Origin of the sequence: Pseudobutyrivibrio sp. AR14, assembly GCF_900101325.1 — a bacterium.
Taxonomy (GTDB): domain Bacteria; phylum Bacillota; class Clostridia; order Lachnospirales; family Lachnospiraceae; genus Pseudobutyrivibrio.
On the sequence record NZ_FMUY01000018.1, the window covers coordinates 1 to 14,681 of the forward strand.

The window sequence follows — 14,681 nt, forward strand, 5'->3', positions numbered from 1 at the left end:
GCTGCCGAGGTATCTGAGCCGACATTGAATAAAAGCACAAGTATAATGGAATTATTAGAAGATAATTCTGAAGAGTTAAATCATTTGGTGAATAAACACAGAACACATTCTGGGTGTATTTTGCCGGAGTCGTTAGATAAATTGAAGCAGTCATTGATAAATGCAGACCAAGCGTCAGCAGACGCATTGCATTATATGCAGTAGGGAGTTGTAGTGTGGGAAGAAAAAGTGATTTAAGAGCAGAAATAGGTAGATTAAGAGGAAGAATCAGCGAGTATCAAAGGAATATTTCTGATTTGTTATCTAGGAGTGAACGTATAAGGAGTAAGTATAAGGAAATAGATTTCACTAATAGAAGAGAAAGCATTCATGATTCGGCTTGTTCTGGTGCATGGGCAGGATTTCTTAATGATGAAATGCAACAGAGGCAGGCGGTAATGGTTCAAAATACTTCAGGCAGATTGAATGAAGTAGACAGCCTGCAGCAAGACATACAGAATGCTGTTAATAAATTGAGGCATATGATAGATGAGTGCAATGCACAAATTTCAAATCTTGAAGCGATTATAGCAAGTCTTGATTAAATCATATTAAAATTCGAAAAATCCAATATATTTTAAACTGTATTGTGATTCTATGTTATTATATGGTCTATGGAAGAAATAACAGGTTACGTAGAAGGAATAATATTTAGAAATTCAGATAATGGTTATACTGTCATGGACTTTGTAGTAGATGAATTTCTCATTACAGTAGTAGGAATTTTTCCAACTGTTGGAGAGGGCGAGAATCTACTTCTTAGAGGACAGTATATTGATCATCCTACATATGGACGACAGTTTAAAGCTACAAGCTATGAGGCGGTGGCTCCAGCTGATGAGCTATCCATGGAGCGATATTTGGGCTCAGGTGCAATAAGAGGAATCGGACCAAAGCTTGCTGCTAGAATCGTTAAGAAATTTGGCGCGGATACATTTAGGCTGATTGAGGAAGAACCGGAGCGTCTTGCAGAGGTAAAGGGTATTTCTCTTAACAAGGCCATGGAGATTTCAGACCAGATTGTAGGAGCTAAGGACATCCGCAATGCCATGATTTTCCTTGATAAGTATGGACTGCATGGCAATACAGCTATCAAAATTTACAATAGATTTGGCAATGAAGTTTACAATATTATCCAGAGCAATCCATACAAGCTGGCTGATGAAATATCCGGAATAGGATTTAAGACGGCTGATGAGATAGCCACACAAGTCGGCATAAAGGTTGACTCTGAGTTTAGAATCAAGGGTGGTATCCAGTACATTTTAGGACAGGGAGCTGGCCTTGGGCATACATATTTACCTATAGAGCTTTTGAAGGATATGTCAGTTGACCTGTTGAAGGTGGATGAGGCATCTGTTGAGGCACAGATTATGAATCTAGCCATGGAACGAAAGCTGATTATCAAAAAGGATGGGGACAATACACAGATTTATTCTAGATCATTTTTTAGAATGGAAGAATCTATTGCTGGGATGCTTCGAGAGCTTAATGTGACTTACAAGGCAGACGAGGCAGACTTGCAAAAGGTCATTCGCCGAATAGAAAAGGATGAGGAAATAGAGCTGGATGAGTTACAGAAAAATGCTGTCATTTCAGCTGCTAAAAAGGGATTTTTCATTCTTACAGGTGGCCCAGGTACAGGAAAGACCACAACAATCACCACTATGATTCGTATGTTTGAGGAAGAGGGGTTAAACATTTTCCTTGGTGCGCCTACTGGCCGTGCTGCAAAGCGTATGAGTGAGGCTACAGGCTACGAGGCTCGCACTATTCATAGAATGCTTGAGGTTTCAGGAAGACTGGGCGATGATGACGATGTAGCATCATTTGCCAGATTTGATAGAAACGAGGAGAATCCACTGGAGTGTGACGTTATCATTATCGATGAGATGTCCATGGTGGATGTATCCCTTATGTATTCTCTTCTAAAGGCAATATCACCAGGTACTAGACTGATATTGGTAGGCGATGTAAATCAGCTTCCATCAGTGGGTCCAGGTAATGTGCTAAAAGACATATTGGCATCTGATAAATTTGAGTCTGTTAAACTGGAAAAGATTTTCCGACAGGCTCAGGAGAGCGACATTGTCATGAATGCTCACAAAATACACCAGGGCCAGCATGTTTTACTTGATAATAAATCAAAGGATTTCTTTTTCTTGAAACGAGAAGATGCTGACACCATTATCAGTGTTATGCTTACCCTTGTGAAGGAGAAGATGCCTAAATATGTTGATGCAGGAATAAGCGAAATACAGGTGCTTACCCCAACTAGAAAGGGATTGCTTGGAGTAGAGAGACTAAACAGTATTTTGCAGAGATATCTTAATCCAGAATCTCCGGATAAAAAGGAATGGAAGGGCGATACCAGAGTATTCCGTGAGGGCGATAAGGTAATGCAGATTCGAAACAACTACCAGCTAGAGTGGGAAGTTACCGGCAATTACAATATTACCATCGAAAAGGGGCTTGGAGTCTTTAACGGAGACGTGGGAATTATTAAGGATATCAATGAATGGGGCAAGACTGTAACTGTCGAATTCGAAGAGGGGCGAAAGGTTGTCTACCCATTTGCCAGTCTTGATGAGCTGGAGCTGGCATACGCAATCACAGTTCATAAATCCCAAGGTTCTGAATATCCGGCGGTAGTTATGCCAATAGTAGATGGACCAAAGATGCTCATGAATAGAAATATTCTCTACACAGCCATTACCAGGGCAAAAAAATGCGTCACCATGGTAGGCGACGCAGATGTTTTTTACTCTATGGTTGATAATACATCTCAGGCTAAGAGATATTCTGGATTGAAGGACAGAATAGCCGAGGCCTTTAGAGAATAGATTTAATAAATAATTTGTTGTTAACGCTGTCGGCGAGATTGATGATTTCGCCATTATCAAGCTGAATAACAGGTCGTGATAGGTTGCTCTTGTTGATGTAAACTACGCGGCCTGTTTTTGCGTTGTTTAAAATGACACGACTGTTATTGTATGTGTTGGCGATTCTCTCCAAGAAGGTAAGAATGTACTGAGTACGGTACTTCTGTAAGCCCTCTTTTTCGAATTCGCTGATAACCTGGAATGAGCAAAGTGGATCGCGATGAGCACGGGCAGATGTCATGGCATCGTACACATCGGCGATGGCAACAATACATGAGAAATCGTCCATCTCGTCATCAAAGAGACCTCTAGGATAACCGCTTCCGTCTGCTCTTTCGTGGTGCTGTAAGGCTGCTGCTGAGATTCTAGAATCGAATCCCTTGCCGTTTAACATCTTTTTGCCCTCAAGAGGATGAGTCTTCATAACATCAAACTCTGCATCGGTATAGCGGTCTGGCTTGTTCAAAATATCCTCTGGAATCTTAAGCTTACCGATATCGTGAAGAAGACCGGCAAGAGTGAGTGTGTTTAAATCATCCTTTGGCAATTTAAGCCATTTGCCAATTGCTCGAGAAATAAGTGCAACATTTAAAGAATGAGAATAAATAGGATCCTCCAAATTTCGCATGTTGCTGAGCATATCAAAAAGCTCTAAGGCTGTCTTAGACTTAAATAAAGCTTCGCATTTATTAAGCAAATCATCTGTGCAAGATGAATCGCCACCATCTGCTATCTTTTTAAGCGTCTCTTGTAAATATGCGATATTAATAGCATAGTCAGATTGGAATTTCTTGAAGGCAGGAGATGCTTTTAATCTCTGTGTATATGTAATCTGATCACTGACTCTAGACTCAGACTTCTGAGGCTTGGCAGGTGACTTTGCTGGCTTCTCTTCAGCAGGAGCAGGCTCAGCTGCAACTTCCTCTTCCTCAATGTCTTCTACAGAGACAGATTCTATTTTGTAAAAGGTGAGCTTGGCAATGAGCTGATTAGTTAACTCCTCGCCAGCCTTTGAAATAGTCTGACCTCTCTTGGTAAGAACTGGCTCGGCTACAACCATGCCGGCCTTTAGTTTGTCTACAGTAAGTGTTTGCATAGAACAATCCTTTCATCGGATTTTGCATTTAATACCAAAACCCATACATTATATTCTCGTCTTTTGGTATAAAGAAATATACCTAGTTAGATTATATAATTAGCAAAATTTAATTACAATCGATTAAATGTGAATATTTTAGAAAAGAAAGCGATATATACTTGTTGTATACACGAAAAGGGATTATACTATCAAAGTTAAGAAATAGTTCTTAACGTAACTTAATAGAAAGAGAGTCATATAATGGAAAAGTTACTTTTTACTTCAGAGTCAGTAACAGAAGGCCATCCAGATAAGGTATGTGATGCCGTATCGGATGCCATCCTCGATGCTTGCTTAGCTGAAGACCCAATGAGTAGAGTAGCTTGTGAGACTGCTTCATGTACAGGATTCGTTCTTGTTACAGGTGAGATCACAACAAAGGCTCAGCTCGACGTTCCAGCTATTGTTCGCAAGACTCTTCTTGAAATCGGATATGACGATGGAAAGAAAGGCATTGATGGAAACTCTTGCGCTGTTATGGTCGCTCTTGATCAACAATCCGCAGACATTGCTATGGGTGTTGACAAGGCTCTTGAGGCAAAGGAAGGCTCGCTTGCAGATGATTTAGATACAGGTGCAGGTGACCAAGGTATGATGTTCGGTTTCGCAACTAACGAAACAGAAGAGCTCATGCCATACCCAATTTCTCTTGCTCATAGACTTGCTCTACAGCTTGCTAATGTCCGCAAAGATGGTACACTTAAGTACCTCCGTCCAGATGGAAAAACACAGGTATCTGTAGAGTACGACGAGGCTGGAAAGCCAGTTAGACTAGAAGCAGTAGTTCTATCTACTCAGCATGACGAAGACGTTACTCAAGAACAGATTCACGCAGACATCAAGAAATATGTCTTCGACCCAGTCCTTCCACAGGACATGATTGATGATAAGACAAAGTTCTACATCAATCCAACAGGCCGCTTTGTTATCGGCGGACCACATGGTGATGCAGGTCTCACAGGCCGCAAGATCATCGTTGATACTTACGGTGGATATGCTCGTCACGGCGGCGGTGCATTCTCAGGTAAGGATTGCACAAAGGTTGACCGCTCAGGTGCTTATGCAGCACGTTACGTTGCAAAGAATATCGTTGCAGCAGGACTTGCTGACAAGTGTGAGATTCAGCTTTCTTACGCAATCGGTGTAGCAGAGCCTACATCAGTTATGGTAGATACATTTGGAACAGGTAAGCTTTCAGACAACAAGCTTGTAGAAATCGTTCGTGAGAACTTCGATCTTCGTCCAGCTGGTATAATCAAGATGCTTGACCTTCGTCGTCCAATCTACCGTCCAACAGCAGCATATGGTCACTTCGGCCGTACTGATGTTAAGCTTCCATGGGAGCAGACAGATAAGGTAGATGCTTTAAAGAAATATCTTTAAGAAAATCAATATGCTATAATTAAGGCAGCCTCTAATATGAGGTTGCCTTTTTATTATTTATTTGATACTAGGATATTTACCAGAATAAGGTATACAATTATGAAATTAAAAAATCGACTTATTATTTCTTTTTTTATAATTACAATTGTTCCCGTTGTGCTGTTTAATGCCTTGATGCTTGGACTTAAAGAGGTCATTAGAAAGGCCAGCGAAGAGCAGTTAGGACGCAACATAGTGATGCAGGCTCTTAAGCATTACATGGATGATGGAGGCCTTTTTGATGAATTGGTTTTCAATTTTTGTGTAGCAGAGTTTGTGATTCTTCTTTTGACGGCTATTGTTATGGTTGTCTGGATATATAAGGGAATTGCGCCACAGATTAAGATACTTAAAATCGCTGCCAATAATGTAAAGGAAGGCAATCTGGATTTTAGTGTTGCTACAGGTGGCACAGATGAGATGTCAGAGGTGTGCAATGCTTTTGAGGATATGAGGGTTCGCCTTAAGAATAATGCCAAGGACCGTCTGGAGGACGAGGCGGAGCAGCGAGCATTGATTTCAAATATTGCCCATGATTTAAAGACCCCTATAACTGCTATCAAGGGATATGCAGAGGGTATGCTTGATGGGGTGGCCGACACTCCGGAAAAGCGAGAAAAATATATTAGAACTATTTACAACAAGGCTAACGAGATGAACACACTCATCAACGAGCTGACATTGTATTCAAATATTGATACCAATAAAATTCCGTACAATTTCCAAAAGCTCAACATACATTCTTATTTTGAGGACTGCATAGAAGAACTTGGAATGGACCTTGAAAATCAGCATATTCGACTTGACTATGCCAATTATGTCGATCCAGATGTGATTATTATTGCTGACCCTGAGCAGCTTGGCCGTATTATCCACAACATAGTCAGCAATTCTGTTAAATACATGAGGGCTGATGTGGCCTCAAGAATTGCAATCACAATAAAGGACGTAGGTGATTTTGTTCAGATTGAGGTGGCTGACAACGGCAAGGGCATCGCAACTAAGGATTTGCCTTACGTTTTTGATAGATTCTATAGAGCTGACGCATCGAGAAATTCTGCTGCGGGAGGCAGTGGAATTGGTCTTTCAATAGTTAAGAAAATCGTTGAAGACCACGGCGGTAAAATTTGGGTTACTAGCAAAGAAAACGAAGGAACTACAATGTACTTTGTAATTAGAAAATACCAGGAGGTAATGTATGAGTAGGATACTAATCATTGAAGACGAAGAGTCAATTGCAGAATTGGAAAAGGATTACCTTGAGCTTTCAAACTTTGAAGTAGATATTGAAGCAGACGGAGAAAAGGGATTGCAGAAGGCGTTAGCTGGAAATTATGACATGTTTATCCTTGATTTGATGCTTCCTGGTTTAGATGGATTTGAGCTTTGCAAGCGCATCCGTGAGGTTAAAAACGTACCAATTCTTATGGTTACTGCCAAAAAAGAAGAGATAGATAAAATCAGAGGCCTTGGCCTAGGGGCAGATGATTACATTACAAAGCCATTCTCACCTAGTGAGCTTGTTGCCAGAGTAAAGGCTCATCTTGCAAGATACGAGAGACTTGTTCAGTCACCTGCTATTCAGAAAAATGAAATCAGCATCAGAGGTCTTCGAATTGACAAGGCCAGCAGACGTGTGTGGATTAATGGTGAGGAAAAAGTATTTACTGCCAAGGAATTTGATTTGCTCACATTTTTAGCAGAGAATCCAAATGTTATCTTCTCTAAGGAGCAGCTTTTCGAGACCCTTTGGGGAGAGGAATCTATCGGTGATATTTCCACCGTTACAGTTCATGTTAATAAGATTCGTGAGAAAATTGAGTTAAATACATCAAAACCTCAGTATATCGAGACAATTTGGGGTGTAGGCTACAGATTTAAGGTATAAAAAAGTATGTGGCATACACTGAAATTGTGTTAGAATATTCATATAATTTAATTTCTGAGGGGGAATTTGTATGAACATTATTTACGAGGACGATAGCATACTTGTATGCTACAAGCCTGCAGGTGTGGCTACCCAGACCAAAAACATTGGACAACAGGATATGGTGAGTCTCTTGAATAATTATTTGGCTGAAAAGGGAGAAAAACCAACAATCCGCGTCGTCCATCGTTTGGACCAGCCTGTAGAGGGAATCATGGTTTTTGCAAAGAGTCAGGAGGCTGCGAACAAGCTGACAAAGCAGATTACAGACCATGTATTCACTAAGAAATACTATGCAATTATTAGTAGGGAATCATTCCCAGATGAGGGAGAGTTGGTTGATTATCTAGTAAAGGATAATCGAACTAATCTTTCCAAAATCGTTCGAGACAATGATCCACGAGCTAAAAAGGCAGTTCTTAAATACAAGGTTGTGGACCAGTGGGACGACAGAAAGCTTTTGGATATTGATTTATTCACAGGCAGACATCATCAGATTCGCATACAGCTTGCCAGCAGAACAGCTCCTATCATAGGTGATGTGAAATATGGTGGAGCATCAACTGGCCACAGTCTTGCTCTTTGCTCACACCACATTGGATTTAAGCATCCTGTAACAGGCGAAGAGATGGGATTTGATGTGACTCCTCAAGGAGAAGACTTTAAAGATAGCCGCATAGCTGGCTAAAGAATACGGGGGAACTTTCTTGGTTAAAATATATGTGTTGGTATTTTTGCTGACTGCATTTATTATGTTGGCCTGCATAATCTATATAGGCACTCGGCACAAAATCAAAAATAACAAGCTTAATATTTCCATAGTGCAGCTTTTGAGTATAGGTATTCTTACATGCCTTGCCTATACTGCGGCCATAGCAACTCATATCGAAATACATTCTGAGATTGCCTACATAGTATATTTTTCAAGTATTGACTGGCTGCTTTTGACATTTGTCTTTTATGCAAGGCAATACACAAAGGTCTGGGCTGAGAATTATTCGGCTCCACTTATGACAGCCACAATCGCATTTATTGACAATATTAGCTTACTGGCTAATCTACGTTGGCACCATGTATTTGCTCTGAAAAAAGTACATTTTGGTCCCGATGATTGGTTCTACGGATTCAAGACAACAGGCGATTACTATATGGTGCACCTTGTTTTTTGTTACATCATAGTTGCACTGGTAGTGATAATTTTTGCGAAAAAAGCCCTTGCCACTAGTGGATTCCATAGAAACAGATATCTTGCAATTCTTGCAATGCTAGGTGGAATTGTAGTACTCAATGTTTTCTATCTGTTTTTTGATTTTCCAGTTGATATTTCCATATTCTTCTATGCTATCGCATCGATTTATGTGGCTTACTATACTCTTTTGTATAATCCAAAGGCTTTTGTGGAGTACATGCTCTCCACAATCACAGAGCGTATGGAATGTGCCCTGATAGCATTTGATGAAAATGACAGTTGTATTTTTGCCAACCAATTTGCTAAGAGAATGTTCTCGCCTAGCGGAGACCGTCGATTGCTAGAGGAGCGTTTCAGAAAATGGAAGGATGGTCGAGAGGCAAATTCCATTTCAAACTCTAGCTGGAATGACATTTACACCTTAAATGGTGATGAGTACAGATTTGATATTCACTTCAATAAAATATACGACAGGAGAGGTTACTACTGCGGATGTTACTATTCATTTTATGATGTAACAGGTGATTACCTAGCCTACGAGGAGGAGAAATATCGAAGCAGTCACGATAGCCTTACTGGAGCTCTAAATCGTGAGAGTTTCTACGAGGAAGTTCGAAATATATTGGACGAGAATCCAGACACAGAATATCTAATGGTCTGTGCCAACGTAAAGGGCTTCAAGCTCATCAATGACATGTTTGGAGTAGACGAGGCAGACAGATTACTTATCAAGGCTGCTGACACAATAAGGGAAAGACTTAAACCTGGAGCAATATTTGCTCGATTAGAAGCAGACAGATTTGCGGTGCTTATGCCAAAGAGTAGATACACTGAAGAAGTATTTATGACAGGCATGAACAAGGTAAGTCATTTCCTTAACAATGCCCAGTACCGCATGGTTATTTTGGTGGGAGTCTATGAGATATACGACAGAGAAGCATCTGTTATATCAATGGTAGACGGTGCATTTTTGGCCATTGATTCCATTAAGAGCAGCTTCAAGAATTCTATTGCGTACTATGGAGATATGCTCAGACGAGAGTATATGAGTGAGCAGAAAATCATTGGAGAATTCGAGGATGCTCTGTCTATGGGACAGTTTGCAATGTTTCTTCAGCCAGTAGTTAATATGGATGGCAAGATAGCAATGGCAGAAGCACTTGTACGTTGGATTCATCCTGACAGAGGAATCATAGCACCAGGTTCATTTATTCCACTATTAGAGAAGACGGGATACATTTACAAGCTTGACATGTTTATCTGGGAACAGGCAGTAAAGCGTCTGGCATATTGGGCATCAATAGACCGGGATGATGTTTCTATTTCCGTCAATATTTCCGTGAAGGATTTCTACTATATTGACTTGTTTGAGACGTTTACATCACTAGTTGAAAAGTACAGAGTAGATCCAAAACGACTAAAGCTTGAGATAACCGAGTCAATATTCATGACAGAAAAAGAGCGTCAAATAGACATCATTAATTCCCTTAAGGAATATGGATTCCTGATTGAGATTGATGACTTTGGAAGCGGCTACTCATCTCTTAACATGCTAAAAGAAGTTCCAGCCGACATCCTTAAAATGGATATGGCATTCCTTTCAATGGATAAAAATGCCTCAAAGGGTCGCAAGATAATCAACACAATTATCACTCTTGCAAAAGCCCTTGGCATGTTTGTAATAATCGAAGGCGTGGAAAACAAAGAACAGCTAGACTACCTGTCGGGAACCGGGGCTGATTATCTCCAAGGCTATTATTTCGACAAACCACTTCCAGTAAAAAAATTCGAAGAATACTATTTATAACATAAGGGCCCAGCAGGGCCCTTTATTTATGCCACAGGAGCGTATATTATGGTCCGCAGTGAATAGTTACTTTTAAAGTGGCAGTGGGCTTGTTTTTGGCTAGTTTATGTTATAAAATAAAACGGCTAATGTAATGAATTTATAAATATAAAGGAGAAAAAAATGGCACAGGAAAAAAAGCTGGTAGAAGCGATTACCTCTATGTCAGAGGATTTCGCACAGTGGTATACCGACGTAGTCGTTAAGGCTGATTTGATTGCATATTCATCAGTAAAAGGATGCATGATTATCAAGCCCGATGGGTATGCTATTTGGGAAAATATCCAGCACGAGTTAGACAGAAGATTCAAGGCGACAGGAGTACAGAATGTGTACATGCCGATGTTTATTCCTGAGAGTCTTCTTCAGGTTGAGAAGGATCATGTTGAGGGATTTGCACCAGAGGTAGCTTGGGTTACACATGGTGGTCTTAACCCGCTTCAGGAGCGTCTTTGCGTTCGTCCTACATCTGAGACTCTTTTCTGTGATTTCTATAAGGATATTATTCACTCTCATAGAGATTTGCCAAAGGTTTACAACCAGTGGTGCTCAGTAGTTCGTTGGGAGAAGGAGACACGTCCATTCCTTCGTTCACGTGAGTTCTTATGGCAGGAAGGCCACACAGCTCACGCTACAGCAGAAGAGGCAGAGGCACGTACAGTACAGATGCTTAACCTTTACGCAGACTTCTGTGAGGAAGTTCTTGCTATGCCAGTAGTTCGTGGACAGAAGACAGAAAAAGAAAAATTCGCAGGTGCTGAGGCTACTTATACAATCGAGGCACTTATGCATGATGGTAAGGCTTTACAGTCTGGTACTTCACATAACTTTGGCCAGAACTTCTCTAAGCCATTTGGTATTCAGTACACAGATAAGAATAATCAGCTTCAGTATGTTCACCAGACATCATGGGGCATGACTACACGTCTTATTGGTGCTATTATTATGGTACATGGTGATGATTCAGGTCTTGTACTTCCACCACGTATTGCACTTACACAGGTTATTGTTATTCCTATTCAGCAGAAGAAAGAAGGCGTGCTTGAGAAGGCTGCAGAAGTTTGTGAGCGTCTTGGAAAGACAATGCGCGCTAAGCTTGATGATTCTGATAAGTCACCAGGTTGGAAGTTCTCAGAGGCTGAGATGCGTGGTATCCCAGTTCGTGTAGAGCTTGGACCAAAGGATATCGAGGCTGGCAAGTGCGTACTTGTTCGTCGTGATACTCGCGAGAAGATCGAGTGCTCACTTGATGAGGTAGAGACAAAGGTAGCTGAGCTTCTTGAGACTATCCAGAAGGAGATGTTCGAGAGAGCTAAGGCTCATAGAGATAGCCACATCTTTGATGCTCACAATTATGCTGAGTTTACAGAGATTGCAAATAATAAGCCAGGATTTATCCGTGCTATGTGGTGCGGCGATGAGGCTTGCGAGAACAAGATAAAAGAGGATTTAGCTGTAACAAGCCGTTGTATGCCATTTAATGATCAGGAGCAAATTTCTGACGTATGTGCATGCTGTGGCAAGCCAGCTAAGAAATTAGTATATTGGGGTAAAGCTTATTAATATGAATTTACCAGCAGACGTTTCGAAAATAATAAATATTTTAGAATCTAACGGACACGAAGCCTACGCAGTGGGCGGCTGTGTCCGTGACTGCATTCTAGGGAAAATTCCCCACGATTGGGATATAACCACATCGGCTTTGCCTGAGACGGTAAAGTCTCTTTTTGATAGGACTTTTGATACTGGAATTGAGCATGGCACTGTGACAGTTCTTTTGCATGGTGTAGGCTATGAGGTTACAACCTACCGTGTTGATGGCAAATACGAGGACGGTCGTCATCCTAAGGAGGTTACATTTACTGCCTCGCTAGAGGAGGACATAAAGCGTAGGGATTTTACTATCAATGCCATGGCTTACAATGAGACTAAGGGCCTAGTGGATTTGTTTGGTGGTGAGGCTGATCTTAAGGCTGGAATTATTAGGGCGGTAGGCAATCCTACAGAGCGTTTTACAGAGGATGCCCTTAGGATGCTTAGAGCCCTCAGATTTTCTGCCCAGTTGGGATTTGACATTGAGGCAAATACTTATCAGGCTATTAAGGATTTGGCGCCAACTTTAGAGCGTATTAGCGCAGAGCGTATTCAGGTTGAGATGGTAAAGCTTGTTACATCAGACCATCCTGAGCGTATGAGAGACGTTTATGAGACTGGACTTACAAAGGTATTTTTCCCTGAATTTGATGCTATGATGGAGTGCGACCAGGTAAATAAGCACCACATGTATACAGTGGGTGAGCACACTATTGTATCTATGGGATTGGCACCTGCTGATAGGGTTATCCGCCTAGCTATGCTTTTACATGACATTGCAAAGCCAGTTTGCAAGACCACAGATGAAAATGGACAGAATCATTTTAAGATGCACCCAGTAGAGGGGCAGAAGATGGCAAAGACGGTGCTTCGTAGACTTAAGTTTGATAACGACACCACTGATAAGGTCTGCAACTTGGTGAAAAATCATGATGATAGACCAGCTATCAATGAGCGAAATATCCGTCGCATGATTATAAGGGTGGGTCAGGAGAATTATAATGATTTGCTTGCAGTCAAAAGAGCAGATTGTCTGGCTCAGAGCATGTACCATAGGCAAGAGAAGCTTCAATATATAGACGAGCTTGAGAAGATGTTCAATCAGATAGTTGCGGCAGGGGATTGCCTTAAGATAAAGGACCTTGAAATCAATGGCAAGGACCTGATTCAGATGGGTGTGCCACAGGGACAGCGCATAGGAGAGGTTCTAAATACTATTTTTGATAGGGTGGTAGATGAGCCAGAGCTTAATAATAGAGAGATTCTTATTAAAATGGCTAAGGAGATTATCGGATAACTATTTCTGGGGAGATATGGTAAAATTATGGGTATGAAAGGGCTTTTTACTAATAAAATATCTAAATTAATATTGATGGGGCTTCTTATTATGGCAGTTGCTGTTGGGTGCGGCCAAAAGAAAGGCAGCAACAATGCAGTCACAAGCCATACAGGAAGTGCCCTTAAAACTGAACAGACAGAACAGGATGCGGATGTCCTTGTAGAAGGCGGAAGCAAGCCTCTGTATATAGTTGAGGACTTGAACATGACAGAGGAGACCATAGCTTTATACTCTATTGACGAGGCAAAGCAATATCGCTATGGCTATAATATGACTACCAAGTTTTTGGACAAGTATGGGGACAATAGCACCTGGGCAGAGTTTACCATAGGTTCTGTGGTGACTATTGGAGATTTTTTACCATCTTCTGGAGCATTAGGAGAGGTTAAGAAATCGACAGATGTCTGGATTCTTGATGATCTATCAAAGTATTCAATCGATGAAAGCAAGAATTTAATAGCCATAAATGGCAGCAATTATAAGCTGACAGGCAATACAAAAGTCTATTCCGACACAGAGAAAATACTTGTATCGGATATTGGCAAGGATGACATTATTACTGTTATCGGACGGGAAAAAGAAGTTATCTCTATTGCTGTAACAACAGGTCATGGATACCTTTATTTGTCAGATACATCCCTATTTGATGATAGTATGATTTTCATTGGCGATAAAATCGTATCAATGGTCAATGGAGATGAGATAATAGAAGTTCCTGAGGGAACATACAAGATTACTGTAGCTAACAACGGCTGGGGTGGAAGTGGAGAATACACTGTTGTAAGAAACGAGACCACACAAGTAAGTCTCGAGGATTTAAAGGGTGATGGACCGTCCTTCTGCTTGATTACCTTCCTGGTGACTGTGCCAGATACCCATGTATATATTGATGGCCAAGAGGTAGATGTTACAGAGCCTCAATATGTTCAATACGGAAGTCATAGTCTAAAGGTGCAGTGTCAGGGATACACTTCTTGGGATAAGACCCTTGTTGTCAATTCAGAATCTGCAACAATTACTCTTGAGTTAGAGTCAGAAACTGGCACCTCATCGGCGGATGAATATGACAATACTACAGAAAATAGTCAAGAAAATGACGATTCAGAATCATCTGAAAATGAGCCGGAAACAGAGACTGCTGGTAGCACAATTAAGGATGATTACGACTATGAAGTAGACTATTTGTCAACAGTTTCAGACCTCATAAGTAACCTTATGGAGTGAAAAAATGTGAAAAAAAAGTGAACGTCCCGAAAAATCAAGGGTTTGTAAATAGTAATAGTGTTTAAAAAACGAGTAAAAAATT

At 40.9% G+C, this 14,681-nt stretch carries 12 protein-coding genes; 11 read left to right on the forward strand and 1 reads right to left on the reverse strand.

What is annotated here, in order from left to right; genetic code table 11:
* The 3 genes from BLP50_RS14460 to recD2 form a co-directional block, all read left to right on the forward strand.
* On the forward strand, window positions 1-204 hold a 204-nt coding region (locus BLP50_RS14460; protein ID WP_207645732.1), incomplete at its 5' end, for a hypothetical protein.
* An 11-nt stretch (window positions 205-215) separates the two neighbouring features.
* Window positions 216-584 (forward strand): DUF5082 family protein, encoded by a 369-nt coding sequence (locus tag BLP50_RS12715; protein WP_090155359.1) that lies wholly within the window; start codon window positions 216-218, stop codon window positions 582-584.
* A 69-nt stretch (window positions 585-653) separates the two neighbouring features.
* Entirely contained in the window at window positions 654-2,882 is a 2,229-nt protein-coding gene (gene recD2, locus BLP50_RS12720; RefSeq protein WP_176753781.1) for an SF1B family DNA helicase RecD2, read from the forward strand.
* Here the strand turns inward: recD2 and BLP50_RS12725 are convergent.
* Window positions 2,872-4,017, reverse strand: coding sequence for an HD-GYP domain-containing protein (locus BLP50_RS12725; protein ID WP_090155364.1), 1,146 nt, complete (start codon window positions 4,015-4,017; stop codon window positions 2,872-2,874). The two genes, recD2 and BLP50_RS12725, sit on opposite strands and share 11 nt — an antisense overlap.
* Window positions 4,018-4,260: 243 nt before the next feature.
* Between BLP50_RS12725 and metK the strand changes: the two genes are divergently transcribed.
* From metK to BLP50_RS12765, 8 genes are all read left to right on the forward strand, one after another.
* Window positions 4,261-5,442, forward strand: a complete 1,182-nt coding sequence (metK, locus tag BLP50_RS12730) for a methionine adenosyltransferase (protein WP_090155366.1) — start codon at window positions 4,261-4,263, stop codon at window positions 5,440-5,442.
* Window positions 5,443-5,541: 99 nt separating this feature from the next.
* Window positions 5,542-6,687: a sensor histidine kinase gene (locus tag BLP50_RS12735; protein ID WP_176753782.1), complete on the forward strand. Its 1,146-nt coding sequence runs from the start codon at window positions 5,542-5,544 to the stop codon at window positions 6,685-6,687.
* The gene (locus BLP50_RS12740; RefSeq protein ID WP_090155368.1) at window positions 6,680-7,369 is read left to right on the forward strand and encodes a response regulator transcription factor; all 690 of its coding nucleotides are present in this window, start codon (window positions 6,680-6,682) and stop codon (window positions 7,367-7,369) included. The genes BLP50_RS12735 and BLP50_RS12740 overlap by 8 nt, the downstream gene beginning before the upstream one ends.
* 70 nt (window positions 7,370-7,439) lie before the next feature.
* Window positions 7,440-8,096, forward strand: a complete 657-nt coding sequence (locus BLP50_RS12745; protein WP_090155370.1) for an RluA family pseudouridine synthase — start codon at window positions 7,440-7,442, stop codon at window positions 8,094-8,096.
* Between the two features lie 34 nt (window positions 8,097-8,130).
* Entirely contained in the window at window positions 8,131-10,404 is a 2,274-nt protein-coding gene (locus BLP50_RS12750) for a GGDEF domain-containing protein (RefSeq protein WP_278335214.1), read from the forward strand.
* A 162-nt stretch (window positions 10,405-10,566) separates the two neighbouring features.
* On the forward strand, window positions 10,567-12,006 hold the full coding sequence (gene proS, locus BLP50_RS12755) for a proline--tRNA ligase (RefSeq protein ID WP_090155375.1): 1,440 nt from the start codon (window positions 10,567-10,569) through the stop codon (window positions 12,004-12,006).
* Window positions 12,002-13,333, forward strand: a complete 1,332-nt coding sequence (locus BLP50_RS12760; protein WP_090155377.1) for a CCA tRNA nucleotidyltransferase — start codon at window positions 12,002-12,004, stop codon at window positions 13,331-13,333. Before proS ends, BLP50_RS12760 begins: the two co-directional genes overlap by 5 nt.
* Before the next feature lie 27 nt (window positions 13,334-13,360).
* Entirely contained in the window at window positions 13,361-14,599 is a 1,239-nt protein-coding gene (locus tag BLP50_RS12765) for a hypothetical protein (RefSeq protein ID WP_090155379.1), read from the forward strand.
* Window positions 14,600-14,681: the final 82 nt, after the last annotated feature.